Raw genomic sequence first — 25260 nt, forward strand, 5'->3', positions numbered from 1 at the left:
GCGGGTGCCCCGAGCCGGTTAGGCTCTCCCCGTATGGCCGAGAACCCTCGCGAGCTGATCCGCGCCGCGCAATCCGCCGAGACACAGGGGGACGTGGCCCGTGCGGTGGAGTGCCTGCAGAATGCGGCGGAGCTGTACCGTCAGGCGGGTAATCCGTCCCGCGCGTTGCAGCTGCTTCGCCATGCGCAGCGGTTGGACGGCAGCCGCGCGGACATCGCGGATGCGGTGAACCGGCTGGAGTGGATGCCGGAGCCTCTGCTCGCGCGGCCTGGAACAGATGCTGACGACGAAGAGGCATTGCCTGCGTCCGGGGTGGTGCGTTCCCTGGAGTCGGAGTTGTTGCCGGACGTCGTCCACCGGCAGCGGCTCATCGAGGATGCGCTGCGAGAGGCGGCCCTGCACGCCGGTGACGAGGCGCCTCGCGACGCCGCCCAGGCCTGGGTCATCGAGACGGAGGTCGCGGAAGATCTGCAGCGGCTCGAAGCGCAGATTGCGCGCATCGCGGGGGCGGTCGCAGGGGCGGAAGATTCCTCGTCGCCACCGGATGCGACCGTGGACGTGCGGGGCGGTGTTGCGTCCGTACCGGGTGATGGCGTGGGCGAGCAGGAACTTCTGGGCGTCGAGGAGTCCACGACGCGGCTTGCGTCATCACGAATGGCGGGTGAGGCAGAGGAGGTACCCGCAGGAGAGGACATCCTCACGGATGCGCGGCCTCGGCGTCGCAGAGAGGCTCGGCTCATCGAGCGCGGCCCTACGCGTGCGGATGCCGCGCTCGACGCATGGTGCTCCTTCTGTTGCCGCCCGCGTATTGACACGGGGGACCTGGTCGCGGGGCCTGCGAGCGCGTTCATCTGCAAGAACTGCCTGTTCGAGTCGCAATCGCTGCTGGGAGACGCCACCCTGGTGCCTCTGCCCACGGTGTCGCGGCCGGAACGGCCCGTGACACCTGTCTTGGGGCTCGTGGGGCAGGGCGTGACGCAGGCGCTGCTGACGCAGTCGCTCGAGGCCCACGCGCGGACCCTATTGGTCATCGGGCCCGAAGGCAGTGGCAAGAGCGTCTGGTTCCAGCAGCTCCAGCGAGAGGCAGTGGGCGTCATCACCCCCGTCGCGGACCTGGACCTGACGACTTCCTCTCGCACGCTGCTGGTGGAGGACGTGGACCGCCTGGACGCGACGTCACACGCGACCCTGCAGGCCTTCCTGGCCCGGGACAGCCGACCCGTCGTCATGCTGAGCGCGAGGGGCATGCGCACGGAGGCTCGGGGCCTGAGCCTGCGCGGAGATTCATACAGTGTTCCTGTGTCCACCACCGCCGCGCTGACTCAGGCCGTGCGCGGAACCGTGCCCACGGACATTCTGGAGCACGTGCAGGTGCTCCTGCCGCTCCAGGTGCCCACACCGTCTGAATTCGTGGAGATTGCCCGCCAGCGCCTGGCCTCGCGAGAGCCCGCGGTCTCCGTCTCGGAGGAAGTGCTCATGGCGCTGGCCCAGGAGGCCAGCCGCTCGCCGCGCGCGGGTCATGAGTTGCATGCCCTCCTCAACCGGGTGCCCGCGGGAACGTGGAGCCTGGCGCCCACCGTGAAGCCCTCGCCCATGCGGAAGGCTCGAAAGAAGCGAACGTCATGAACACCATCACCATCTACCGCCTGGGCCGAGTGGAGTACGAGGACGGGCTCGCGCTGATGCACCTCTTCAGCGAGTCACGCCGCCAGGGGCTCTCCGGCGATGCGCTGCTCCTCTTGGAGCACCCGCCCATCCTCACCCTGGGCCGTGCCGCGAAGCGCGAGAACATCGTCGCCAGCGACGCGCAGCTGGCGAAGGAGGGCGCGGAGGTCTTCGAGACCAACCGTGGCGGCGACGTCACCTACCATGGCCCCGGCCAACTGGTGGGCTACCCCATCTTCCTGCTGCCGGAGGACCGACGCGACGTGCGTCGCTACGTGCGCGACGTGGAGCGCTCCGTCATGCAGGTGCTGGCCCAGTGGGGCATCACCGCGGGCCCCATCCCCAAGTGGCCCGGCGTCTGGATTGGCGCAGAAGGTGCTCCGGACGCGCGGAAGATCGCCGCCATTGGCGTGCACCTGTCGCGTTGGCTCACCACGCACGGCTTCGCGCTCAACGTGAACACGAACCTGGACCACTTCCAGCTCATCGTCCCGTGTGGCATCCGAGAAGCGGGCGTCACGTCCATGCAGCGGGAGTTGGGCCGCGCACTCCCCATGGCGGAGGTGGAAGAGGCCATCGCCAGCAGCTTCTGCACCGTGTTCGACAGCGAGCGCGTGGACGCGCCACCGCCGATGCGGACGGTGAGCATCGCGGTGGTGAAGGGGCGTGGTCCCGAAGCACGGGTGCTGCTCGTGCGCCGTCGCCCGGAGCGGGGCGGCTTCTGGCAGGTCCTCACCGGGAGGCTCGAAGCGGGTGAGTCGCCAGCACAGGCCGCGGCGCGGGAACTGGAGGAGGAGACAGGCCTCCGCGTGCCGCTGGTGGACCTGGACTACCGCCACGCCTTCGCCCTGGGAGAGGCGCTGCCGCCGCAACTCGTGGAGGAGAACGGCTTCGCCGTCCACGTGCCGCCGGACGCGGACGTGCGCCTGGGCGCAGAGCACGACGCCTTCGAGTGGGTGGACGTCCCCACGGCCCTGGAGCGGCTGCCCTTCCAGGGCCTGCGGGAGACGGTGAAGCGCGCTACAGCTTGATGACCAGGGACTCGCGAGCGGCGATGGCGTCGGGGCGGTGCTTGCGCACCTGACGCAGCAGCCGGTCCATGCCCGCGTCATCGCGTGACGGGTCGTGGTGGAAGAGCACCAGCTTCTTCACCCCGGCCTCATCCGCCGCGTGCACCGCGGCCTGCCAGGTGGAGTGGCCCCAGCCGGTGCGAGCCGGCCCGGTGCGGCCGTGGTACTCGTCCTCGGTGTACATGGCGTCGTAGATGAGGACGTCCGCGTCCTGGGCGAACGCGTAGAAGGCCGCGTCCATGTCGCTGCCATGCTCCAGGTCGGTGGCGTACACCACCGAGCGGCCCTGGCACTCGACGCGGTAGCCCATGTTGCCGCCCGGGTGGTTCAGCTCGATGGTGTGAACCGTCGCCGGGCCCAGCTGCAGTGTCTGCGTGGCGGCCAGGTCCGTGTACGTGAGCTGGGCCCGGAACACGCCGTCCGCCGTCACCGGGAAGTAAGGCGGCACCATCTGCCCGCTGAGGAGCTGCTTCACCGACTGCCCGTGCCGCGCCGGACCGTAGACAGTCAGGTCGCTCGTGGGCAGGAACATGGGGTCGAAGAAGGGCAGGCCCTGCAGGTGGTCGTAGTGGTAGTGCGAGATGAAGATGGAGCCCTTCACCGGCTTCTTCTTCGCCACCAGCGCATGCCCCAGCGCGCGCGCGCCGGTGCCCAGGTCGAAGATGAGCAGCTCGTCCCCGCAGCGGACCTCCACGCAGGGCGTGTTTCCGCCGTAGCGCTTCGTGTGCGCGCCCGGTGAAGGAATGGATCCGCGCACACCCCAGAAGCGCACCTCGAAGGGCACGCGGGCCTGGTTGCGCGCGACGGTGTTCCGTCGCCTCGCGGGGGGCTTCTCAGCCTGTCTTGGCTTCCGTGTCGTCGTCCTCGGCGAAGAGCTCAATCAGGTGCCCCGTACGCTCGCGCTTCGTCCTCAGGTAGTCGACGTTATGCGGATTGTGCTCGGTCCGGGAAGGGATTCGACGCCGGACGGGAATGCCTTCTTCGACCATGCCCGCGATCTTCAGCGGGTTGTTGGTCATCAGGTCCACCGAGCGCACATCCAGGCTCCGCAGCATCTCCGCCGCGATGTCGTAGGTGCGCAGGTCGTCCGCGAAACCCAGCTGCCGGTTGGCTTCGTAGGTGTCCAGGCCCTTGGACTGCAGGGCGTAGGCCTTGATCTTGTTCCCCAGGCCGATGCCGCGCCCCTCCTGCCGCAGGTACAGCACGACGCCCTGTCCCGCCTGGGTGATGAAGTCGAGCGAGCGGTCCAGTTGCTCGCGGCAGTCGCACTTCAGGCTGCCGAAGACCTCGCTCGTGAGGCACTCGGAGTGGATGCGCACCGGCACACCCTCGTGTCCTGAAACCTGTCCCACCACGAGCGCGACATGCTCCCGCCCGTTGCGCTTGTCCCGGAACACGATGGTCCGCAGCGAGCCGCGCTCGGTCGGGATGTCCGCCTCCGAGAACCGTTCCAGGTGTTGCGTGTGCTTACGGGTCGGAAGGACCTGAGGTGAGCGTGTGTCCGACATGTTGAGTCCTCTCCAGATGCGGGCCCCTGTTTGGAGTCCTCAGGTTCTCAAGTCAAGGCGGCTCGCGCTTTCGAGCACGAACCCCCAAGAGGATGCTCCACGGCGTCCTTCGTTCCTCAGGCCACCCATGAGAGCGGAAGCAGTTCTACCGCGTCCCCCTCCGTCAAACTGCTGGCTTCCCGCGGGAAATGCAGCAGATGGGTGGCCGCCGCCGCAGAACGCAGGGCACCAGACGTTTGTGTCGCCAGCGGACGGGCCCAGAGGTTGCCTTCTCTCCAAGCAGTCGTGACGCGGACGAAATGCGCCAGGCCAGGAGGCTTGGCGAGCTTGCCATCCAGGCGTCCAGTCACACGTCCGGGCCCCACCTGCGCATGCCCCAGCAGCTTGCGGAGGGCCGGGCGCACGAAGAGCTCGAACGTCACCAGGGAGGAGGTGGGGTTACCCGGAAGTCCAAAGAAAAGCGTGGCGCCACGACGGCCCACCACCAGCGGCTTTCCTGGCTTGATGGCGACGCGCCAGAAGTGCTGTTCCACGCCCAGCTCGGCCAGCACTTCCTTCACGTAGTCGCGCTCGCCCACGGACACCCCCGCGCTGGTGAGCACCACGTCGAACCCGTCCAGCCGGGAGAGCGCGGTGAGTACGGCGTCGCGCGTATCCCGAGCAATGCCCAACTGCGTGGGAGTGCCGCCCGCGCGGCGGACCGCCAGCGCCAGTGACGGAGCATTGGTGTCCACGATGCGGCCGTTGGGCGGCTCGTCCGCGTGGCACAACTCGTCGCCCGTGGAGAGGATGGCCACTCGCGGTGCGCGCGACACAGGCACGACCTGTCGGCCTTGGGCCCAGAGGAGGCCCAGTTCGGGGATGCCCAGCGGCGTGCCGCGTGCCAGCAGCAGCTGCCCCTCCCGAGCGTCCTCGCCCCAGGGCCGCACGAACTGGCCCGGGGCCACCGCTTCGAGCACGTCGACCTGATCCACGCCGCTCTGGACCACGGGCCGTGTCCGCTCCCGCATCACCACCGCATCCGCACCCGCGGGGAGGGGAGCGCCCGTCATGATGCGGGCGCATACCCCGGAGGCCAGCGCCTGGTGGCCCACCGCGCCGGCGTAGATGGTCTCTCCGACGTCGAGCCGGACGGGCAGGGGGCCCACCAGGTCCGCGCTGCGCACCGCGTAGCCATCCATGGCCGAGTTGTCCCAGGGAGGGAGTGTCCGCTGCGCCGTCACATCCTCGGCGAGCACGCGCCCCAGTGCGTCATCCAGGGGCAACCACTCGGTGGGAAGGGGCGCGCACAGGGCCAGGATCTGCGACCGGGCTTCTTCTTCCGGCAGCAATGTGGCGGAGTCGTTCATGCCCGGCTTATAGCCATGCCGTGGCTCTGTGGCTTGGACCCGTTCACGAACAAAGTCCGTGAGATAATCAAGTGTTAGTTTGACAGCCTACCTGATCATCGTTACAAGCAACGGTGATCGCGAGGCTTGCCTGCCCTCTGGGCAGGTCCGCCAACCCGTTGAAAGGACACGGGAACTCTCAAGGAGACTGCGTCGATGGCCAAGCCCAAGTCCGGGGCCAAGAAGACGACTCCCGCTGGCAAGGCTGGCGCAAAGCCCGCTGCGAAGAAGGACTCCGCTGCCCGGCTGGATCTGATCAAGAACGCCTCCAAGCGGGTGGCGAAGGCGGCGACGAAATTGGCGAAAGCGGCATCGGACGTATCGAAGGGGGCCAAGAGCGCGGTGAAGAAGGCCGTGCAGGAGAAGGCCACTGCGAAGAAGGCCGCGCCTGCTGGGAAGACGGCCTCGGCCGCGAAGGCCGCAGCCCCGGCAGCGAAGACCCCGAAGGCATCTCCGGCGAAGGCGCCTCCCGCGGCGAAGTCCGCCGCGAGCGCCAAGGCGGCGAAGGCGAGCGCGGTACCCGCCGCCCCTCCGGTGGAGAAGCCCCGTCCTCGCGCCACCAAGTTGCCGCCTCCGGGCGAGCCGCTCACCAAGCGTGAGATGGAGCAGTTGCTGACGGCCGGCGAAGGCCGCGGCGTCACGGGCGAGGGCAGCCTCAAGGGCCGCCTGGTGGTCACCAACGACATGCCGCACCTGGTGGTCGTCGGGCGCGACAAGCGCGAGCTGACCTTCCTCCTTCAGGGCCCGGATCAGGAAGTCCTCCCGGCCTACGTGGACCACAAGGTCTCCGTCAGCGGACTCATCCGCAAGACGACCAACCACGCTGGCGTGGTGGACGTTCGCAAGTACTCGGCCAAGAAGCCGGACGCCGAGGTGGTGGAGACCGCCCCGGTGGAGACGGAGGCGCGGCTGCGCTACCTGTCGCCCGGTGAGGTCTCCATGGTGACGGCGGCCGGCATGGGCGCGGGCATCAAGGGCTTCGCGGGCGTGCGTGGCAACCTGGAGATGACGGGCGAGGAGTTCGTGCTCGTCGTGTCCAATGGCGGCACGCGCCAGCAGGTGTCGTTCATCATCGAGGGCAAGGCCGCTGGCAAGGCCCTGCGCAAGCACGTGGGGTACACGCTCCAGGTGCAGGGCGTCGTCGACAAGACGTCCGGCTGGGGCGGCCGCATCATGGCGGAGAACGTGGAGCTGCGTCCGTCTGAAGCGCGCGCCGTGTCTCGCGACGAGATGGAGCTGGTGCACATCGAGGGAGAGGTCCCCACGTCCGTGGACGTGCGCCTCAACCACGGCCTCACCGTGCGCCTGCCCGAGCACCCCGGCTTCACCTGGGCCATCGAGCCCACGGTGGCCAAGCGCGTGGGCCTGCGCGAAGCCAACTTCGAGCCCGCGCCCGAGGACGGTCCTGGGACCCGCGAGTTCTTCTTCACCCCGCGCAACCCGGGCGCCTTCGAGGTGGAGTTCTTCCTGGCCAAGGCGCTGTCGCCCGGCCTGGTGGACCGCTCCTTCAAAATCAACGTCACGGTCAAGCCCTGAGGGTCGTCGCCCGGAGCAGGTTCCGGGGGGCGGCCGGTCGCCGGGGGGTTCCCGTCCGGCCGCTCCGGGCTTACCCGTTCCCGTAGCGGCCGCGCCGCGACCCCACCGTGAGCCTTTCTCAAGACCTTCTCAAGCAGATCCTCGCTGAAGCAGACCACCCACTGGGCATCAAGGAACTTCTCCGGCTCGCGGGCCTGCACCCCGGACAACAGACGGAGCTCAAGCGCGCCCTGCGCGAGCTCGTCCGTCAGGGCGACATCCTCAAGGACGGCAAGCGCTTCGTGCCCCGGCAGCCATCGCGGCGCGAGGCCGACGTGCGTGCAAGGGAGCAGGGCGCTCCCATGGCGTGGCGTCAGCGTGACGCCGAAGGGCCCCGCGAGGGCGGGCCGAACCGCGGACCTCGGCATGCCGGGCAGCGCGCGGCGGGCCCTGGTGGATTCGCGGCCCGCCGGCATGAGCCGGGGGCGCGCGGCAAGAGCGCGGGCTGGCAGGATCGGGGCCCAGGGCGTGAGCGCCGGGGCGCTTCGAAGCACGGAGGGGGCTTCCGCCAGGAGCGGGCGGAGTGGCCCGGCCGCCGGGGCCGTTTCAGCGAGGTCGAAGAGGATGGCCAGCTGGAAGGCATCCTCCACGTCCACCGGGATGGCTTCGGCTTCGTGCATCCGCTGTCGGGGGAAGGGGACAACGTCTTTCTGCCGCCGCACGAGGCTCAGCGCGCGCTCGACAATGACCGGGTGGTGGTGGCCGTCTCGGGGCGGCCTCCGCGCCTGGAGGGCCGGATCGTCCGGGTGGTGCAGCGCCGTCGCGAGCTGGCGGTGGGCACCTACGTCGTGAAGGGCCGCTACGCCGTGGTGTACCCCACGGATTCGAGCCTGCCCGGCCCCATCCGCGTGCCGCTGACGCAGATGGCGCGCGAAGGGGACCTGGTGAAGGTTCAGCTGGGCATCGGTGCCCAGATGCTGGACCCGGACCGGGGGCTGCACGGCGAGGTCGCCGGCTCCCTGGGCAAGCCTGGCACTCCGAGCGCCGAGGTATTGGGCGTCGCCTACTCGCAGGGGTTCTCCGACGAGTTCCCGCCAGAGGTCATGGGCGAGGCGGACCGCTACGCGGTGACGGTGTCCGAGGAAGAGGTCCGCGGTGAGCACCGGCGCGACCTGCGCGCCATGCCCCTCATCACCATCGATGGTGAGGACGCGCGCGACTTCGACGACGCTGTCTGCGTGGAGGACCGGGCGGATGGGTGGCGGTTGGTGGTGGCCATCGCGGACGTGACGCACTACGTGTGGGAAGGCAGTGCGCTCAACGCGGAGGCGCTGCGTCGCGCTACGTCCGTGTACCTGCCGGACCGGGTGCTGCCCATGCTGCCGGAGCGGCTGAGCAACGGCATCTGCTCCCTACGCCCGGACGAGGACCGGCTGTGCATGGTGGCGGACCTGACGTTCGACCGCCGGGGCCACCGTCGCTCCTACGACTTGTATCCGGCGGTGATGCGCAGCGTGGCGCGGTGCACGTACAACGAGGTGCAGGACGTCCTCGACGGCAAGGACGTACCGCACCGCAACGCGCACAAGCCCCACTTCGAGCGGCTGATGTCGCTGGCCCGTGCGCTGATGACGATGCGCAAGGAGCGCGGCGCCATCGACTTCGACCTGCCCGAGCACAAGGTGGTGCTGGACGAGGAAGGCCTGCCCGCGCGCATGGACAAGCGCGAGCGCAAGGACAGCCACCGCCTCATCGAGGAGTGCATGCTCGCCGCCAACGAGGCGGTGGCGACCTTCTTCCAGGATGAGGGCCTGCCCACGGTGTACCGGTTCCACGGCGAGCCGGACCCGGAGAAGCTGGCCACGTTCGCCGCGCTGGCGGAGGCCTATGGCTTCAAGATGCGCGTCGAGGACGGCGTGTCGTCGAAGGAACTGGATGCCTTCGTCAGCCAGCTCCAAGGCCACCCGGAGCAGCGGGCGCTGAACCAACTCCTGCTGCGCTCCATGATGCAGGCCGTGTACACGTCGTCCCGCGTGGGCCACTACGGCCTGGCCGCCGAGCACTACCTGCACTTCACGTCGCCCATCCGCCGCTACCCGGACCTGCTGGTTCACCGGCTGCTCAAGGCGCACTGGGCCCGGAAGGGGCGCAAGCCTTCGCAGTCGATGCTGGAGCGCGAGGAGGACCAACTCGAGGACATGTCCGCTCAGTGCTCCGAGCGCGAGCGCGCGGCGATGCAGGTCGAGCGGGAGGTGGTGTCCTTCTACGCGTGCCTGCTGATGAAGGACCGCGTGGGCGAGGAATTCGCCGCCACCGTGGCGGCCATCACCGACTTCGGCTTCTTCGTCGAACTGGACGAGGTGCACGTCGAAGGCCTGGTGAAGGCCGAGACGCTGGGGCCCGGGGCGAAGCTGGACAAGCTGACGCACTCCCTGGTGTACGCGAATGGCCGCCGGGTGCGCGTGGGACAGAAGCTGCGGGTGCGGCTGACGTCCGTGAACGTGACGGCGAAGAAGATCGATTTCGAGGCGCTCCAGTTCGACGGCGAGGCGCCGCTGAGCCGTGTCGCGACGCGGGGCGAAAAGCCGCAGCGGCGTCAGGCGTGGACGGCCGAGGTACCGTCGCATCGCGAGCGGGATGGCCGGCGGGAGGAGCGGGCAGGGCGCCCGGGCCGCCGCGAACGGGAAGCCGCCGCCGCGAGCCGGGGCGCGCCCTCCGGGCATCACGAGGAGACGGGGCCGGGCCGCCCACGCGGACGCTTCTCCCGCGAGGGCCGTCGTGAGGAGGTCGCGCCGCACCGGAAGGAGCCTCGGTTCCCGCCCAGTGCGCCAGAAGGACAGGAACCTCCTCGTTCCGAGTCGCCCGCGTGGCCCAAGCGCAGGACGTTCATCCGCCCGGAGCCGCAGGCACCGGCGCCCGTGTCCGCCGAAACGGCCGAGCCGCTTCCGCCCGAAGCGCCGTCCGCGCCCGCTCCATGGGAATTGCCGGCGGGCGAAGACGCCGCCCGGTCTCCACACCCGGGTTTCGACCGGATTCGCGCGTTGGCGTCCCAGCGTCAGCGTGGGCCTGAACCCCGCGGCGCTTCCCACGGCCGGTCGTTCCAGAAGCAGAAGCCTCAGGGCGGCCCAGGGCCCCGGTTCCCCGCACCCAAGCCCGGGCGCGAGTCCGAGGACGACAGGGCATTCTCGATGGAGCCCCCGCGCCCGCCGCCCGAGGCGCCCGTCGAAGCGCCCCCGCCTGTTCCCAGCCGGGCCGTGACGGAAGCCCCGATTCCCGTGGCCCCGGAGCCCGTTCGAGCCGAGCCCGCGAGCGTCGAGCCGCCCGTGACGACTCCCGCGCCCGCGCCAGAGGCGGCTGCGCCGAAGCGGAAGAAGGCCGTGGCGAAGGCAACGCGCACCCCCGCGCGGAAGAAGACCGTCGCGGCCGGCAGCGCCAGGCAGGCCGTTGCCACGAAGGCGAAGAAGCCCACCGCCAAGGCGAAGAAGCCCACCGCCAAGGCGAAGAAGCCCACCGCCAAGGCGAAGAAGGTTGCGCCTGCTCGGGCCGCCGCGAAGGCCACCAAGGTGGCCGCGTCGAAGTCCAAGGCGAAGGCGCCGTCGAAGAAGGCCGCGAAGCCCGCCGTGGCGCGTGCCGCGAAGCCAGCGAAGGCTTCGGGAGCCGCGAAGAAGAAGGCGCCTTCGGGGCGAAAGAAGCGCTGAGACCGACGCGGGCCTCCTACTTCAAGGGAGGCCCGTGACTTCAGGAGGCAACGTGAGCTTCGTCCGGCTGCTGGGTGTCATGCTCGCCATCGCGGGCGCCGTGTTGCTGTGGTCCGGGCTGAAGGCCCGGGACTCGCTCGCGGAGCGGGCCACGGAGTTGATCACCGGCCGGAACACCGACCGCACCACGCTGTATCTGGCGGGGGGCGGCGCGGCGTTGGTGGGCGGAATCTTGATGGTGCTCGCAGGCGGAGGCAGACGGCGCCGCTGAACCGTGGGCCAGAAATCCAGAAGGCCACCATCGGCTGAAACGCGAAGGGCCCGGAACCGGCGCGCGGTCCCAGGCCCTTGCGTACTGTCCGGCAGGCTGCGGTGGGTTACGGCGCGGGCGCCGCCGCCTTCGCGGCCTTCTGTGCCTCACCGAACTTCTTCGTCATCTCCGCGAACTGCGCCTGGTACTCGTCCATGCGCTTCTGGTGCTCGTCGGCGCGAGCCGTCGCTTCGGCGACGACTTCCTTGTTCTTCGCGTTCTCGGCCGCCTCGGACAGCGCCATCTCCTTCTGCTGCCGCTCGAACTCCATCAGCCGACCCATCACCACGCGCTTGTTGAGGTAGGTGTTGGCGGAGTTGGGGTTGATGGCGATGACCTGGTCGTAATAGCTGAGCGACTTCTCCAGGGACTCCTTGAGGATGGGCGCGCCCATGGAGCGGGCGCCGCCGCGCTGCGCGTAGATCTCCGCGATCCACCCGAGCGACGCCTCGTCCTTCGGATCCAGCTTGAGGGCCTCGTTGAAGTACTTCTCGGCGTCCTCGGTGGTGCCGCCGGTCATGTACATGCTGGCCAGCGTCCGGTAGATCTCCGCCTTCTCCGCGGGCGTCGTCTTGAGCTCGCCCATCTTCAGGACGGCCTCGGCGGCCTCGTTCATCTGCCCCAACTGCATGTGGGCGAAGGCCTTCTTCTCCCAGACCTTCTCCTGCTTGGGGTCCGCCTGGAGCGACAGCGCGTAGGCCGCGGCGGCTTCCTTGAACTCCTTCTTGCTCAGGTGGTCGCTGCCGACGATGCGGTGCTTCTTCGCGGTGTCTTCCTCGGCCTTACACCCGACGACTGCGCCACCCAGCGTGAGCGCTCCGACCAGCAGACCGACTTTTCCCAGGCGCTTCATATCTGTGCCTCTCAAGATTTTTGAGGACCCACCCTCACGGGTCCTGATTTGGCGGGGATCATACCCGAAGTCGAGCCGCCGCGGCCCTTCGCCCGATGGCCTGCTCCCTGGTGAGCAGGCAGGCCGCGCACCGGATGTCCCAGTGCGTCATGCTGTCAGCACGAGCTTGACCAACTCTGGCGGGCTGCCGACGCGCATGGGCGGTCCCCAGAAGCCGCAGCCACGGCTGACGTAGATGTTCGAGTCACCGTGCGCGTACAGCCCGGCGGAGTGCTCCCACGCCAGACCAATCAGCATCGTCATGGGCACGAGCTGTCCACCGTGGGTGTGCCCCGAAATCTGCAGGTCCACGCCGCGCTCCGCCGCCACCTTGAAGTTCGCGGGTTGGTGCGCCAGCAGCACCGCGGCGCGGTCGGAATCCCGCCCCGCGAGCGCCAGCTCCAGGTCGTACCCCTTCTTGTTGCGCCGCCGGCCTCCGCTCCAGTCATCCACGCCCACCAGGTCGAAGGATGCGCCCTTGTCACCGATGGGGACGTGCCGGTTGCGCAGCACCGAGATGCCGAGTGACTCCAGGAAGGCCGACCACTCCTCGTCACCCGAGTAGTAGTCGTGGTTCCCGGTGACGAAGTAGCTGCCATAGCGGGACTTCAGCGCGGCGAGCGCGGACACGTGGCCGCCCAGCGAGGCCACGTCGCCATCCACGAGGTCTCCCGTGATGGCGAACAGGTCGGGGCGCAGCGAGTTTGCCTGCTGGACGAGCGCGTCCATGTAGCGGCGCTGGATGAAGTGGCCCACGTGGATGTCGGTGAGCTGCACGATGCTCAGCCCGTCCAGGGCCTTGGGCAGCTTGGGAATCCTCACCGCCACTTCAGTGATGAGCGGCGGCGAGAAGGCGCGCCAGCTTCCGTAGGCGGCCAGCCCGCCCCCCGCGACGAAGGCGGTGCCGGCCACGGCCTGGCCCAGGAATCGCCGCCGGTCCTCGTCCACGGTGGGCCTGGATGCTGGCGTGGGAGGAGCGGGCGGGGCGTGTGGCCACAGCCGTCTTGCCAGGGCCGTGAGCCCCCGGCCGGCGTCCGTCAGGAGCAGGGCGATGACGAGGCAGAGCGCCACGCCCATCCACGTGTACACCGCCATGGTGAGCAGCCCTTCGGCGCTCTCCGGAAGCAGGTCCAGCACGGTGCGCCGGTTCCCCAGCACGCCCGTCATCAGCACGAGCACGCCGATGGCCAGCAGCCGAGGCAGGCGGCCCTGCACCAGGGGGCGCACCAGCCGACGGTACAGATACAGGTGGCCCAGCACCGCGCCGAGCCCGATGAGCATCGAAAAGGAGAAGAGTCGCAGCGGCATGACGGAAGGGCGCGGGAGGGGCCTCACGGTACCACGGCACGGCCCGCGGTGAGCCTGGCGCCGGGGTTGCGAAGCGCCCCCCACCGTGAGGCAGCCGGGCTCGCGGGGCGTCAGGGCGCCTGATAGAGGCACACGCGTCAGCCTGGGAGGACCATGGACATGGACAAGGTCATCGTCATCACTGGAGCAAGCAGCGGCATTGGCGCGGAGCTGGCGCGGCAAGCAGCCGGGAAGGGCGCCCGCTTGGTGCTGGCCGCGCGCCGCAAGGCGGAGCTGGAAGTGGTGGCCGGACAGTGTGGGCACGAGGCACTCGCCGTGGTCACGGACGCGACCCGGCGCGCGGACATGGAGCAGCTGCGTGACGCTGCGCTCGCCCGATTTGGCCGCATCGACGTGTGGGTGAACAACGCGGGGCGGGGCATCACGCGCTCCGTGGCGGAGCTCACGGACGAGGACCTGGAGGCCATGTGGCGCGACAACGTGAACAGCGCCCTCTACGGTATGCAGGCGGTGTTGCCGCACTTCCAGTCGCGCGACGCCGGGCAGTTGGTGAATGTCTCCAGCACCCTGGGGCGGCTGCCCATCGTTCCCCACCGTTCGGCGTACAGCGCGGCGAAGCATGCGCTCAACGCGCTCAGCGCCTGCCTGCGCCAGGAGCTGCGTGAGACGTACCCGGGCATCACCGTGACGGTGGTGATGCCCGGCGTGGTCGCAACGGCTTTCGGGGACAACGCGCTTGGCGGAGGGCCCGATTCGCGGGGGCTGCCAGGGGCGCAGCGCGTCGAGGATGCCGCGACAGTCATCCTCGATTCCATCGAACGTCCGCGTGCCGAGGTCTATACCCAGGCGGCGACCCAGGCCCAGGTGGAGCGGTACTACCAGGATGTGGAGGCCTTCGAGCGGGGAAGCACCTGAAGCAGCCGAGCCGTCCCCGCGGCGACGTCAGAGCACCCAGGCGCGCCGGGTGTTCACGTCGCTCTTGATGCGGTGGTAGGGGTTGCCGGAGTCCTGCACGATGATGGTCTCCGACCCGTCGTCCAGGATGGCGGTGACCCGGATGTCGTTCAGGTTCCAGTTGTCACCGGTCTCAAAGGGGTTTGACTGCCCGGATTGAAACCGGATCGCGAACTCGCGCATGTTGCTGGCGCCGCTGTGTGAGCTGGAGCCGCTGCCGCATGTCATCGCCATCAGCGGGACGGCGACGGCGGAGCAGGCCTTCCAACTCGCGCAGGAGGGCGTGCGTGCCTTCCTTCCCAAGCCGCTGGACCTCGCGCGGCTGGAGGCCGTTTGGCTGGAGACGCTGGCGCGTCCCCCCGATCTGGTCACCGTGCCGCGGGCGAGCGCGGGACGGGTGCCCCTGCACGGCTTCGAGAGCCTCGTCCGCGACACGTTGGTGGACGAGGCCCTGGCGAAATCCGCCGGGAGCGTGCGCGGGGCCGCGAAGCTGATCCGCATCTCGCGTCAGCTCCTCCAGCACATTCTGAGCGGCCGGAAGTAGACGCCATGTCAGGTGCGGGCTTCCCGCTCTCCTCGGGCGCCCGAGGCCAGGACTCCGGTTACTCGTAACGGAGCGACTCGATGGGCGCGAGGCTCGCCGCGCGCCGCGCCGGCCAGATGCCGAAGAACACGCCCACGGTCGCCGAGAAGGCGATGGCCACGATGATGGCCTCTGGTGCCACCACCACCGTCCAGCCCGCCATGCGCTGGAGCATCGCCGCGCCGCCCATGCCCAGCAGCAGGCCCAGCGTTCCTCCGGCCAGGCACAGCACCAGGGACTCCACGAGGAACTGGAGCATGATGTCCATGCCGGTGGCGCCCAGCGCCTTGCGCAGACCAATCTCGCGCGTGCGCTCCGTCACCGACACCAGCATGATGTTCATGATGCCAATGCCTCCCACCAGCAGGGAGATGGCGGCGATGCCGGCCAGCAGCAGGGAGAACGTCTGCGTCGTCTCCTGCATGGTGTTGAGCAGCGAGGCCTGGTCGCGGATGTTGAAGTCCGCGGGCTGCTCCGGGCGCAGCCGGTGCTCGCGCCGGAGCTTCTGGTCGATCTCCGCCATCGCGTCGTCCATGGACGTGTCGCTCACGGCCTGCACCGCGATGGAGCGGATGCGGTCGCTGCCCATGACGCGGAACTGCGCGGTGGACAGCGGGATGTAGAGGCTCTCGTCCGGGTTGTTGAAGCCCTGCGCGCCCTTTTCGGCCAGCACCCCGATGACCTCGAACGGAATGCCCCGGATGCGGATGGACTCGCCCACCAGGGACGCGGTGTCCGTCAGGCCCAGCTGCGCACCGGCCAGGGCGCCCAGCACCACCACCCGGCGGCGGCCCTTGTCCTCCGCGTCCGTGAAGAGCCGGCCGTTCGTGATCTGTCCCATGTTGACGCGGAAGTAGTCCGGCCAGGTGCCCACGACGGACAGGTTCGCGTTCTTCGCGCCGTACTCCACCTGGAAGCGCGACTCGATTTCCGGCGCCACGGCCTGGATGTGGCGCGCGTTCTCCCGCAGCGCCTCCGCGTCGTCGATGGTCATCGACGCCTGGGCGCGAATCATGCCGCCTGTGAACGCCTGACCCGGGCGCACGGTGAGGACGTTGGTGCCCAGCCCCTGGAGCCGCTGGGCCACCGAGCGCTGCGCCCCTTCGCCCAGCGCGACCATGGTGATGACGGCCGCGATGCCAATGACGATGCCCAGCATGGTCAGCAGCGACCGCAGCTTGTTGGCGAGGACCGCATCGAATGCGACCCGGATGATTTCACCCATGACGTGTCCTCCTGATGGACCTGGGGGTTAGCGCGGCCCGCGCGGGCCACCACCCGCGCCGGGAATCACGCCGCCCGACATCTGGCGCATCCGCTCGGTGGTCTGCTTCTGCTGCTGCTGGAGCTTCGCCACCGTGATGAGCACCACCTTCTCGCCATCCTCCAGGCCACTCACCACTTCCGTGCTCTCCCAGTCACTCAGGCCCAGGGTGACGCGCCGGGGCTGCGGACCGGTGGGGCTCTGCACGAAGACGACGCCCTGCCGCGTGTCCGTCGCGCCCTGGACATCCTCGCGAGCCCGGCGGCCCGCGCGGCCCTGGCCTCCGCCGCCCTGGCCTTCACCCATGCCGCCCTGGCCCCTGGCGGGCACCGCGCCCGGCCCGGTGCCATGGGCTACCGCGGCGGTGGCGCCCGCACCGGCTTCTCCCACGGCCGACACCGTCGTCGGTCCGGACGGCGCGCCCGGGCGGTTCGAGGCTCCCGGCGGCCGCATCACTGCGCGCATCGCATCTTCGGAAACACCCACCGCGGAGGCCGCGGTCCGGGCGTCCCGCACGCCCACCACCGCGGTGTTGGGCACGGTGAGGGCATTGCGGCGGCGGGAGATTTCAATGGCCACTTCCGCGTTCATGCCCGGCCGCAGCAGGCCGTCCGGGTTGTCCATCCGCACCAGTACCGGGAAGAGGGTGACGTTCTGCTCCACCAGGGCCTGCGGTTCGATCTTCACCACCTCGCCGATGAAGGTGCGGCCCGGGTAGGCCTCCATGGTGACGCGCGCCTTCTGGCCGGGCTTGATCTGCCCGACGTCCGTCTCGTCCACCTTGGCGCGCACCTGCATCACCGACAGGTCCGCCATCTTGAACAGCGCGGTGCCACCGGACACGTTGTTGGTGGCGGAGGCGATGATGACGCCCGGCTGGATGGTCCGCTCCAGGATGGTGCCGGGGCTGCGAGCGATGATGGTGACGTCCCGGCTGCGCTCACGCGCCAACTGGAGGTTTGTCTCCGCCCGCACCTTGGTGGCCCGTGCCGTCGCGGACGCGTCCACGGCCGTCTCGTATTCCTGCTGCGTGACGTAGCCGTCCTTGCGCAGCGCCTCCATGCGCTGGCGCTGGGCCTCCGTCGTGTTCAGCCGCACCCGCGCGGACTCCAGGTCGGCCTGGGCCTGCGCCAGCGCGTTCTGCACGTCGCGCGGCTCGATTTCCGCCAGCAGCGTGCCCTCGGCAACGGTGTCTCCCGTGTCGTAGTGGACCTTCAGCACTTCACCGGAGGCCTGGGACTTCACCTCCACGACGCGCAGCGGCTCCACCAGGCCCGCGGATTCGGCCACCACTTCCATGTCCCGGCGCTCCACCACGGCCACCGCCGCCGAGCGCTCGTTCGTCTTGGGCTCCTCGCCGCGCTGGGTGACGTACACCCCCGCGCCGAGAAGGAGCGCCGCGCTGCCTGAGATGATCCACTTCTTCGTCTTGCTCACGACGACCTCCCGTTCCCTGGCCCACGCAGCGAGCGTGGCGAATATTCAGTCCCGATTCCGCTCGTCCCGCTCGATGACGCCGTCCTTCAGGAACAGCACCCGCTGCGCATGCGCCGCGATGTCCGATTCGTGGGTGACGAGCATCAGCGTCTGACCCTGGCCATGCAGCTCGCCGAAGAGGGCCATGATCTCCTCACCCGTGCGGCTGTCCAACGCGCCCGTGGGCTCGTCCGCCAGCAGCAGGGCGGGCTGCGTCACGAGCGCGCGGGCAATGGCCACGCGCTGGCGCTGACCGCCGGACAGCTCGTTGGGCCGGTGGTCCATCCGCGCGCCCAGGCCCACCTTGTCCAGCATCGCCGCCGCGCGCTCGCGCCGCTCCTTCTTGGGGATGCGCGCGTAGATGAGCGGCAGGGCGACGTTGTCCAGCGCGGAGGCGCGGGGCAGCAGGTTGAAGCTCTGGAACACGAAGCCCAGCTCCCGGTTGCGGATGCGGGCCAGCGCGTTCTCCGACATGCCCGCCACCGGCTGGCCGTTGAGCCAGTACTGGCCTTCACTGGGGACGTCCAGGCAGCCGATGAGGTTCATGAAGGTGGACTTGCCGGAGCCGGACGGGCCCATGACGGCCACGTATTCGTTGCGGCGGATGGTGAGGTCCACGCCGCGCAGCGCGCGAACCACCTCGGAGCCCATCGTGTACTCCTTGCGCAGGCCCTCCACGCGGATGATCACGTCGGAGATGTCCCGCGCCGGGCCCGCGCCCGCCTGCTGCGGGGAGTTGGTGGACGTGCTCACAGCGGCCTCCCCGCGAGCGCTTCCAGCTCCGCGCGCGCAATCCGGTAGTCGAAGCGGGAGGCCACCAGGTTGATCTCCGCCGTCACCAGGTTCTCCTGGGACGTCAGCAGCTCGATGATGGTCGTGGCGCCCAGCTTGTAGCGCTCCTGCTGCACCTTCAGGTCCTCCTGGGCCACCGCGACGGACTCCGTGGCCAGGGCGATGCGGTTCGACGCCAGCTTGAGCTGGTTCAGGGACGTTCCCACGCTCGAGCGCAGCGCGCGCCGGGTATCCGACAGCGTGGCCTGGGCCACCGACGCCTGCGTCCGCGCACTCACCACGCGCTCCTCGCGAACGAAGCCGTCGAAGATGGGGTAGGACAGGCCCATCCGGACCGACCAGCTCGTGCGGCCTCCGTTGAAGGCGGGCTCGTCATTGAACCAGTCATAACCGCCGGAGAGACGCACCGTGGGCAGGTAGGACGACCTGGCCACCTTCACGCTGGCTTCGGCCGCCCGAAGGTCCGCCTCCGCCGCCTGGATGGACGGCGCCTGGGCGGTGATTTCGTCCGTCAGCGCCTCGTCGGTGAGCGCGAAGGTGGACACGTCCTGGAGCTCCAACGGCTGAGCGTCCACCGGGCCATCCTCGCCGATGAGCCGGCCCAGCGACAGGGCCGCGGCGGCGTGCTGGGTCTGCGCGGAGAGCAGGGCCTCCTGCGCGGAGGTGAGGTCGTACTTCGCCCGCAGCACGTCGGAGCGCGTCGCCGAGCCCACCGCCAGTCGCCGATCCGCGGCCTCCGCGTTCTGCTTCGCGCGCTCGATGCGGGACACGGCGACCTCTTCCAGGCCCCCGGCGCGGAGGACTTCGTAATAGGAACGCTCCACGTCGAGCACCGCGGACGCGCGCTGCGCGATCAGTCCGGCCCGCGCGGCGCTGGAGCGCGCCTGGGCCTGCTTGCTGGTGGCGCCGCGCTGGCCACCGGTGAAGACGTTCCACGAGGCCGACAAGCCGGCGCTGTACGTGTCGCTGGGGGCGTTGAACACCGCGCCCGTGGTGGGGTCCAGGCGCTGGCTGCTGGCCAGCGAGGTGTTCGCGCTCGCGGACAGGTTGGGCAGGTAGGCTCCAAACGCGCTGCGCTCGGCGGCCCCTGTCGTGGTGACGGTGCCGGCGGCTTGCGCCACCTGGGGGCTCGTCTTCAGCGCCCGGGCGATGGCTTCCTCCAGGGAGACCGTCGTCATCGTCGTCGTCGTTGCCTGGGCCAGACCCACGCCGGGCGCCGTCACCAGCCCGAGGAAGCCCAGGGCCAGGGCCGTCATCCGGTAGGGTTGCCGCTTCCACCACGGTGTCTGTGCGTTTTTCATCGCAAGCCGGGCCAATGCACTTGCCTTGCCACGGTCCAACCCATGGAAATGTGGAGGGAAAGTGGCGCCGAGCCTGCGGGAACCGCAGTGCGAGTGCGGATTCCGCATGCGATGCCGGCCATCTTCGCATGCACGCTTCGGGGCCTCCTTGGGGCCCGCGCGCGCGAGCCTGAACAGCGGGCCTGGGCCCCGTGATTGCACTGGGCAGGGCGACATGTGGGCGCGCCGAGGTTTTGCGCCTGCTCCTTCGCCCTGCCAGCGGCCACGTGGCCGCCCTCCAGCCCCAGGAGAACGCTCCATGCCCCCTCTCATGCTCGGACGACCGACGGCTCCCGAGGCGCGCGGCACCGACAGAAGAGAGTGCGGATTCCGCACTCCGCATGCAGAGTTCGCAGCCTGTGGAGGTATGCGATGGAGTTGGAGTCCCCACGGCGGAGGTCGGCGGTGAGCGGCGCTCCCTGGTGGCGGCCGCTTGGGCCTCGAGCGCCCTGGGTGGCGGCGGTGCTCATGTGCGTGGTGCTGATGTCCGCGGCGCTGTTCATCCGGAACACCGCGCTGGCGTCGTCCGCCCTGGTCACCCGGGGCATGGCCAACGTCATCATGGTGGCCGGCTTCGAGGCCTTTCGCGACACGGAGGGGCTCCCGGACCCGTCCGCGCTGAACGCCTTCCTGGCATCCCACCGGGAGGGCGGCCTGCGCTACGTGGCCGTCATGGATGACGACCAGGTGCTGGCGTCAGCCGGGGAGGCGAAGCTGGGGCGGCTTCTCTTGCATGAGGGCTCGCCGCTGGTAGTCGACGGGGCGCGCGCGCGCTTGGTCAGCCGCCTCCGCCGGCCCCGTCCCACCTTCGGTCCCCTGACGCGGGAGGAGGTCCGCGCCATGTCGGCGCAGGGCGATTCCCAGGAGCCGCGCAAGCACCTGCGCATGGTCTACGAGTTCGAGCCGCTCACCGCCCTGGCGTTGGAGTCGCGCTCGCAGCGTCTGCTGGGCGTGGCGGTGGCCTCGTGCGTGGGCATCCTGGCGTTGGCCTTCGCCTTCTCGCGCTCGTTGGCGCAGCGGGAGGCGCTGTCGGAGGAACTGGAGCGAGGCCGGCGGCTGGCGGCCCTGGGCACCATGTCCGCGGTGCTGGCGCATGAGCTTCGCAATCCCCTGGCCTCGCTCAAGGGCCATGCGCAACTGCTCGCCGAGCGCGTGGAGCGTGATGCCGTCCTGGCGCCCAAGGCGGACCGGGTGGTGTCGGAGGCTGTCCGGCTGGAGCAGTTGATGAACGACCTGCTGGGCTTCGTGGCCAGTGGAGAGCTTCGCCGCGTGGAGGCGGACCCCAACGACGTGCTCCGCGCGGCGGTGGAGAGCACGGGCGCGGCGCGTGTGGAGGCTCGCTATCTGCCGGACCGCACGCCCTTGCCTTTGGACGCGGGCCGGTTGCAGCAGGCGCTGGAGAACGTGCTGCGCAACGCTGTCCAGGCCAGCCCCGAAGGCCAGCGCGTGCAGGCGACCGTGGAGTGGCAGGACACGTCCCTGGTGTTCACGGTCAAGGACCACGGGCCCGGCATCGCGGCGGGGGAGGAGGAGCGCATCTTCGAGCCCTTCATCACGGGCCGCGTGCGCGGCGTGGGCCTGGGGCTGGCCATCACCCGCCGCATCGTCGAACTGCACGGCGGCACGGTGAGCGCGCGGAGCCATGCGGGCGGCGGCGCGGAGTTTCGTCTCACCGTTCCCGCGAGAGGAGCCTGAGCCATGGCGCGAATCCTGGTGGCGGATGACGAAGAGGGCGTGCGCTCGTTCCTCGCCGAGGCGCTGGAGTACGAAGGTCACTCGGTGACCATGGCCGCCGACGGCGAAGAGGCCGCGCGGCTGATGGCGCGGCAGGGCGTGGACCTGTTGCTCACGGACCTGCGGATGCCCGGGATGGACGGGCTGACCTTGCTGCGCAAGGTGCGCGAGGAGCAGCCCGACGTGGAGGTGGTGGTGCTCACCGCCGTGGGCACGGTGGAAAGCGCCGTGGCGGCGATGAAGGCGGGCGCCTTCGACTTCCTGCTCAAACCGGTGGGCAGCCCCGCCGAGCTGCGCCTGACGGTGGCGCGGGCCCTGGAGCGGCGCGCGCTGCTCAACTGGAAGACAGAGGCGCGGCAGTCAGCGGGCGAGGCGGAGCTGAGTTGGGGTGCTCCCGCCATGCACCCGGTGGTGGAAGCGCTGCGGAAGGTGTCGCCCACGCAGGCCACGGTGCTGCTGGTGGGGGAGAGCGGGACCGGAAAGGAGGTGACCGCGCGGGCCCTGCACCAGTGGAGTGAGCGCGCGGACGGGCCCTTCGTGGCCGTCAACTGCGCGGCGCTGACGGAGACGCTCCTGGAGAGCGAGCTCTTCGGCCACGAGAAGGGCGCGTTCACCGGCGCGGTGGCCCAGCGGCGCGGCCGCATCGAGCTGGCGCAGGGAGGCACCTTCTTCCTGGACGAGGTCGGCGAGCTGAAGGCCGAGCTCCAGGCCAAGCTGCTGCGCGTCCTCCAGGAGCGCCGCTTCGAACGCGTGGGCGGTACGCGGACCCTGGAAGCTGACGTGCGCTGGGTGGCGGCTACCAACCGCGACCTCAAGGCGATGATGGCGCGCGGTGAGTTCCGCGAGGACCTCTACCACCGGCTGGCCGTGTTCCCCATCCGGCTGCCGTCCCTGCGCGAGCGGCGCGAGGATCTGCGGCCGCTGTCGGAGCTGTTGCTGCGCCGCATCGGCGACGAGCTGGGGCGCCCGGGCTTGCGTCTGTCACCGGAGGCCGTGGCGCGGCTGGAGGCGTTCACCTGGCCGGGCAATGTCCGCGAGCTGCGCAATGCGCTCGAGCGGGCCGCCATCCTCGCGGATGGGCCGGTGGTGGAGCCTCGGCACCTGTGGCTGGATCCAACGGGCGTGGCTGGGCCCGTGGTGGATGCGCCCGTCTCGGAGGGGGACCGGCTTCCCAGCCTGACGCTGGAGGAGCTGGAGCGACGGGCCATCGAGCAGGCCATCGCGGACGAGGCGGGGAACCGCAAGCGTGCCGCGCAGCGGCTGGGGATTGGCTTGCGGACGCTGTACGACAAGCTGCGGCGCTACGAGTCGCCCTGAGCGCATCGAGCGGCGCGGAGAAGCGACTCCGCGCCGCGCGCCTCGGCAACCTACGCGGGGTTCACGGAGGGCCGTTGCCCTGCCGCTTCGAGTTCAGCTCCACCGCGGTGGCGTAGATCTGCGCCCAGGAGCGGTACTTGAAGCGGTTCAGCGCGCCCTTCTGGTCGTTCGCGTAGTCGAACATGTCCTTGCGGAAGAGGGCGTCGGCGGCCTTGCGCGCATCGGGGCCGAGCGGCGTGCCCTTCTTGTCGAAGTAGCGCAGCAGGTCGTAGCCGTAGTCGTGCGTCTTGGCCGCGGGGTCGAACTCCTTGTCCGGGCCGATCTTCAGCGGGACGGAGGCGTAGCCCAGAGGGTCCTGCATCCGCTGACCGTGCGGCGTCTGGATGGCGTAGGGCTTGTATCCGATGACCTTCTCGAAGTCCGCCGGAGGAGGGCGGGCGCCGGTCAGGTACTCCATCATCAGCTTGCCGTGGTCGCCTGCGGGCGCCGCACCCACCTTCGCCGTGCGCTGGAGCGCCGTCGTCGTGTTGCTGAACGAGTCCTTCTGGTGGATGGCCGCGGGGACCGCAGCGGCGTTGGGCTTCTCCGCGGCGGGCGACTCCGAGGGGGAGTTCGCCGGGCGGCGGGCCGAGACGGGGGCGTTTCGAACGAGCATGATGAAGTCCGGGGGGAAAGCTTCCTCTCAGTTTGTCGCAGTTTGTAGACTTGAAGTTGCGTGGAAATGACCGACGCACCGCGTGGTGCCAGGAGAACTCAGTGGGAACGGACCTTTATCGCGACGGAATGGCCCGGTTGGACGCAGGGGATGTGGCCGAAGCCCGCCGTCTGCTGGAAGAGGCGCTGCGCAAGTCCCCCGGAGACGTGGCGGTGATGCACGGATTGTCTCGCGTGTTGGATCTGGCGGGTGAGCGCGCACGCTCCGTGGAACTGCTGGAGCACGCCCATGCCCGGGCGCCGTCGGAGCCGGGCCCGGCGCACGACCTGGCCATGGCGCTGCTGGAGCGGGAAGAGGACGTACGGGCGGTACAGGTCCTCACGCCTGTGTTGGAGGCCCACCCCGAGGACACGCGGGCGCACCTCTTCATGGCCATGGCCCTGGCGAAGTCGGACGCCGCGCGTGCTCGCGTTCACACCGCGAAGGCCCTGACGGACTCGGATCCCGACGTGAAGCTGCAGGCCCAGGCCCTGGACGACGTGCTCGCGGAGCACCAGCGCGTGTCCTGAGCCGCGACACGCGCGGAGCGATGCCCGCCTGGGCGAAGGCATGCGCGTCGGGCTCGACCTCGGGAGACGAGGCAACGCTGGACGCCCCAGGGCATGGTGGCCTCGGGGAAAGGCGTCGGTACGTTCGCGGTGTGCGCCAACTGACGGCTTTCCGCGTGAGCCGGGTATCTGACGACGTTGCCGTGATTTCACCCTGGGCCAGGGGCTCGGCTGTGATTGAGGTCCCGGGCAGGTTGACACAGAATCCAGCGCCATGACCGGCTCTGACCATCACGACCCGCTCGGACTGGAGTCCTCCGCGACGGTGTCGCTCGGCATGGTGCGCCATGGTGTGCCGGTGCCGGCGGTGCTCGCCTGTGTCCATCAGGAGTCCGCTGCGGCCATCAACGATGCGCAGCTGGCACTGCTCCATCCGAACGAGCGGGCACGATTGGACGGCTTTCGCGCGGACTCGCGACGGCTCGGGTTCTTCTTGGGGCGCTACGCAGCCAAACGCGCCCTCAGTGGGCTCGGCGTCCAGGTACCGATGCACGCGGTCGAAATCGCACCCGGCGTCTTCGAACACCCGGTGGTCAAGGGCGCGGGAGGGGATTCGCCCGTGGTCTCCCTCAGCCACGCGCGCTCGGTGGCGGCCGCGGTTGCGTGTGGGCCGGAGCACATCGTTGGCGTCGACGTCGAGCAGCTCTCTCCCGAACGGACGGACGTCTTCGAATCCGTGATGCCGCAGCGCGAGCTGGCCATGGTCCGTCACTCGCCCGGCGGCGGCGAGCTGGCGGCGAACGTCATCTGGACCATGAAGGAGGCGCTCTCCAAGGCCCTACGCTGCGGACTCACCGCCCCGTTCGAGGTCCTGGAGGTCGACGCCTTCGAGGGGCATGTCGCGGGAGGCTACGGTTGCCTCTTCCGCAACTTCGCCCAGTACCGCGCCCGTGCCTGGGTGCTCGGCGGATACGTGCTCGCGGTGGTGTCTCCCAAGCACTCGCTGCTCCATGTCGCACCGGCGGACCTGGAGCGCATCCACCATGTGTTTGGCCGTGACGTGTCTCGAAGCTAGGCCACCAGCTCCGTCGCCGCGCCTGACAAGCGCTGGCGCCAGCGCAGCTCCAGTGCTTCAAGCTCCAGCTCGTGGGCGTGGACACCGCGGATCCGCTGGCGGCCGCGTGGCAGCGCGCTAGCCTGACAGACGAAGGGCCGGAGGCGGCCGTTTCCAGCCACCTCCGGC

The 25260-nt window shown here is 69.8% G+C and carries 22 protein-coding genes; 11 read left to right on the plus strand and 11 right to left on the minus strand.

Annotation, left to right across the window (positions count from 1 at the left end; translation table 11 throughout):
- The first annotated feature begins 33 nt into the window (after positions 1-33).
- Together F8M74_RS14435 and lipB are read left to right on the plus strand one after the other, a co-directional pair.
- Complete coding sequence (locus F8M74_RS14435; protein ID WP_228560151.1) at positions 34-1626, plus strand: ClpX C4-type zinc finger protein; 1593 nt, start codon at positions 34-36, stop codon at positions 1624-1626.
- Positions 1623-2696, plus strand: a complete 1074-nt coding sequence (gene lipB, locus F8M74_RS14440) for a lipoyl(octanoyl) transferase LipB (protein ID WP_141254527.1) — start codon at positions 1623-1625, stop codon at positions 2694-2696. Before F8M74_RS14435 ends, lipB begins: the two co-directional genes overlap by 4 nt.
- Here lipB and F8M74_RS14445 read toward each other — a convergent pair.
- The 3 genes from F8M74_RS14445 to glp form a co-directional block, all read right to left on the minus strand.
- Positions 2686-3519, minus strand: coding sequence for an MBL fold metallo-hydrolase (locus F8M74_RS14445; protein ID WP_141254528.1), 834 nt, complete (start codon positions 3517-3519; stop codon positions 2686-2688). The two genes, lipB and F8M74_RS14445, sit on opposite strands and share 11 nt — an antisense overlap.
- 49 nt (positions 3520-3568) lie before the next feature.
- Entirely contained in the window at positions 3569-4243 is a 675-nt protein-coding gene (ribA, locus tag F8M74_RS14450; RefSeq protein WP_011554216.1) for a GTP cyclohydrolase II, read from the minus strand.
- A gap of 116 nt (positions 4244-4359) precedes the next feature.
- A complete protein-coding gene (glp, locus tag F8M74_RS14455; RefSeq protein ID WP_141254529.1) occupies positions 4360-5592 on the minus strand; it encodes a gephyrin-like molybdotransferase Glp in 1233 nt (410 codons plus the stop codon).
- A gap of 195 nt (positions 5593-5787) precedes the next feature.
- Here glp and F8M74_RS14460 point away from each other — a divergent pair, with 195 nt between their 5' ends.
- From F8M74_RS14460 to F8M74_RS14470, 3 genes are all read left to right on the plus strand, one after another.
- Positions 5788-7167: a protease inhibitor I42 family protein gene (locus F8M74_RS14460; RefSeq protein WP_141254530.1), complete on the plus strand. Its 1380-nt coding sequence runs from the start codon at positions 5788-5790 to the stop codon at positions 7165-7167.
- 107 nt (positions 7168-7274) lie between these two features.
- A complete protein-coding gene (rnr, locus tag F8M74_RS14465; protein ID WP_141254531.1) occupies positions 7275-10844 on the plus strand; it encodes a ribonuclease R in 3570 nt (1189 codons plus the stop codon).
- A gap of 52 nt (positions 10845-10896) precedes the next feature.
- The gene (locus F8M74_RS14470; RefSeq protein WP_020478851.1) at positions 10897-11115 is read left to right on the plus strand and encodes a DUF3185 family protein; all 219 of its coding nucleotides are present in this window, start codon (positions 10897-10899) and stop codon (positions 11113-11115) included.
- 106 nt (positions 11116-11221) lie between these two features.
- Here F8M74_RS14470 and F8M74_RS14475 read toward each other — a convergent pair whose 3' ends face one another.
- Together F8M74_RS14475 and F8M74_RS14480 are read right to left on the minus strand one after the other, a co-directional pair.
- Positions 11222-12007: a tetratricopeptide repeat protein gene (locus tag F8M74_RS14475; protein WP_141254532.1), complete on the minus strand. Its 786-nt coding sequence runs from the start codon at positions 12005-12007 to the stop codon at positions 11222-11224.
- Between the two features lie 147 nt (positions 12008-12154).
- The gene (locus tag F8M74_RS14480; protein ID WP_141254533.1) at positions 12155-13354 is read right to left on the minus strand and encodes a metallophosphoesterase; all 1200 of its coding nucleotides are present in this window, start codon (positions 13352-13354) and stop codon (positions 12155-12157) included.
- 153 nt (positions 13355-13507) lie between these two features.
- Between F8M74_RS14480 and F8M74_RS14485 the strand changes: the two genes are divergently transcribed.
- On the plus strand, positions 13508-14269 hold the full coding sequence (locus tag F8M74_RS14485) for an SDR family oxidoreductase (protein WP_141254534.1): 762 nt from the start codon (positions 13508-13510) through the stop codon (positions 14267-14269).
- A 27-nt stretch (positions 14270-14296) separates the two neighbouring features.
- Here F8M74_RS14485 and F8M74_RS14490 read toward each other — a convergent pair whose 3' ends face one another.
- Positions 14297-14491 carry a hypothetical protein gene (locus tag F8M74_RS14490; protein ID WP_228560149.1) on the minus strand — a complete coding sequence of 65 codons (195 nt, stop codon included), beginning with the start codon at positions 14489-14491 and terminating at the stop codon, positions 14297-14299.
- Between F8M74_RS14490 and F8M74_RS14495 the strand changes: the two genes are divergently transcribed.
- Entirely contained in the window at positions 14490-14852 is a 363-nt protein-coding gene (locus F8M74_RS14495) for a hypothetical protein (protein ID WP_228560148.1), read from the plus strand. The genes F8M74_RS14490 and F8M74_RS14495 overlap by 2 nt on opposite strands.
- Positions 14853-14910: 58 nt before the next feature.
- On the opposite strand, the gene F8M74_RS14500 is transcribed toward F8M74_RS14495, so the two are convergent.
- The 4 genes from F8M74_RS14500 to F8M74_RS14515 are packed head-to-tail and all read right to left on the minus strand — an operon-like array spanning position 14911 to position 19679.
- Positions 14911-16116 carry an ABC transporter permease gene (locus F8M74_RS14500; protein WP_141254535.1) on the minus strand — a complete coding sequence of 402 codons (1206 nt, stop codon included), beginning with the start codon at positions 16114-16116 and terminating at the stop codon, positions 14911-14913.
- 27 nt (positions 16117-16143) lie between these two features.
- Positions 16144-17592: an efflux RND transporter periplasmic adaptor subunit gene (locus tag F8M74_RS14505; protein ID WP_141254536.1), complete on the minus strand. Its 1449-nt coding sequence runs from the start codon at positions 17590-17592 to the stop codon at positions 16144-16146.
- Positions 17593-17637: 45 nt separating this feature from the next.
- Entirely contained in the window at positions 17638-18384 is a 747-nt protein-coding gene (locus tag F8M74_RS14510) for an ABC transporter ATP-binding protein (RefSeq protein WP_141254537.1), read from the minus strand.
- A complete protein-coding gene (locus tag F8M74_RS14515; protein ID WP_141254551.1) occupies positions 18381-19679 on the minus strand; it encodes a TolC family protein in 1299 nt (432 codons plus the stop codon). Before F8M74_RS14515 ends, F8M74_RS14510 begins: the two co-directional genes overlap by 4 nt.
- A gap of 537 nt (positions 19680-20216) precedes the next feature.
- Between F8M74_RS14515 and F8M74_RS14520 the strand changes: the two genes are divergently transcribed.
- Together F8M74_RS14520 and F8M74_RS14525 are read left to right on the plus strand one after the other, a co-directional pair.
- A complete protein-coding gene (locus tag F8M74_RS14520; RefSeq protein ID WP_141254552.1) occupies positions 20217-21458 on the plus strand; it encodes a nitrogen regulation protein NR(II) in 1242 nt (413 codons plus the stop codon).
- 3 nt (positions 21459-21461) lie between these two features.
- Positions 21462-22814, plus strand: a complete 1353-nt coding sequence (locus F8M74_RS14525) for a sigma-54 dependent transcriptional regulator (protein ID WP_141254538.1) — start codon at positions 21462-21464, stop codon at positions 22812-22814.
- A gap of 61 nt (positions 22815-22875) precedes the next feature.
- On the opposite strand, the gene F8M74_RS14530 is transcribed toward F8M74_RS14525, so the two are convergent.
- Positions 22876-23469: a hypothetical protein gene (locus F8M74_RS14530; protein ID WP_141254539.1), complete on the minus strand. Its 594-nt coding sequence runs from the start codon at positions 23467-23469 to the stop codon at positions 22876-22878.
- A gap of 32 nt (positions 23470-23501) precedes the next feature.
- Between F8M74_RS14530 and F8M74_RS14535 the strand changes: the two genes are divergently transcribed.
- Entirely contained in the window at positions 23502-24038 is a 537-nt protein-coding gene (locus tag F8M74_RS14535; protein ID WP_141254540.1) for a M48 family metallopeptidase, read from the plus strand.
- A gap of 253 nt (positions 24039-24291) precedes the next feature.
- The gene (locus tag F8M74_RS14540; protein WP_141254541.1) at positions 24292-25092 is read left to right on the plus strand and encodes a 4'-phosphopantetheinyl transferase superfamily protein; all 801 of its coding nucleotides are present in this window, start codon (positions 24292-24294) and stop codon (positions 25090-25092) included.
- Positions 25093-25260: the final 168 nt, after the last annotated feature.

The organism is Myxococcus sp. CA023 (genome assembly GCF_010998615.1).
Classification (GTDB): Bacteria; Myxococcota; Myxococcia; order Myxococcales; family Myxococcaceae; genus Myxococcus.

Bases quoted from the DNA above. Each gene is read 5' to 3' on its own strand.
- F8M74_RS14540 (WP_141254541.1), top strand. From the start codon at position 24,292: ATGACCGGCTCTGACCATCACGACCCGCTCGGACTGGAGTCCTCCGCG.
- F8M74_RS14495 (WP_228560148.1), top strand. From the start codon at position 14,490: ATGTTGCTGGCGCCGCTGTGTGAGCTGGAGCCGCTGCCGCATGTCATC.
- F8M74_RS14500 (WP_141254535.1), bottom strand. From the start codon at position 16,116: ATGGGTGAAATCATCCGGGTCGCATTCGATGCGGTCCTCGCCAACAAG.
- F8M74_RS14475 (WP_141254532.1), bottom strand. From the start codon at position 12,007: ATGAAGCGCCTGGGAAAAGTCGGTCTGCTGGTCGGAGCGCTCACGCTG.
- F8M74_RS14460 (WP_141254530.1), top strand. From the start codon at position 5,788: ATGGCCAAGCCCAAGTCCGGGGCCAAGAAGACGACTCCCGCTGGCAAG.
- ribA (WP_011554216.1), bottom strand. From the start codon at position 4,243: ATGTCGGACACACGCTCACCTCAGGTCCTTCCGACCCGTAAGCACACG.
- F8M74_RS14525 (WP_141254538.1), top strand. From the start codon at position 21,462: ATGGCGCGAATCCTGGTGGCGGATGACGAAGAGGGCGTGCGCTCGTTC.
- F8M74_RS14480 (WP_141254533.1), bottom strand. From the start codon at position 13,354: ATGCCGCTGCGACTCTTCTCCTTTTCGATGCTCATCGGGCTCGGCGCG.
- glp (WP_141254529.1), bottom strand. From the start codon at position 5,592: ATGAACGACTCCGCCACATTGCTGCCGGAAGAAGAAGCCCGGTCGCAG.
- F8M74_RS14490 (WP_228560149.1), bottom strand. From the start codon at position 14,491: ATGCGCGAGTTCGCGATCCGGTTTCAATCCGGGCAGTCAAACCCCTTT.
- F8M74_RS14515 (WP_141254551.1), bottom strand. From the start codon at position 19,679: ATGACGGCCCTGGCCCTGGGCTTCCTCGGGCTGGTGACGGCGCCCGGC.
- F8M74_RS14435 (WP_228560151.1), top strand. From the start codon at position 34: ATGGCCGAGAACCCTCGCGAGCTGATCCGCGCCGCGCAATCCGCCGAG.
- lipB (WP_141254527.1), top strand. From the start codon at position 1,623: ATGAACACCATCACCATCTACCGCCTGGGCCGAGTGGAGTACGAGGAC.
- F8M74_RS14485 (WP_141254534.1), top strand. From the start codon at position 13,508: ATGGACATGGACAAGGTCATCGTCATCACTGGAGCAAGCAGCGGCATT.
- F8M74_RS14530 (WP_141254539.1), bottom strand. From the start codon at position 23,469: ATGCTCGTTCGAAACGCCCCCGTCTCGGCCCGCCGCCCGGCGAACTCC.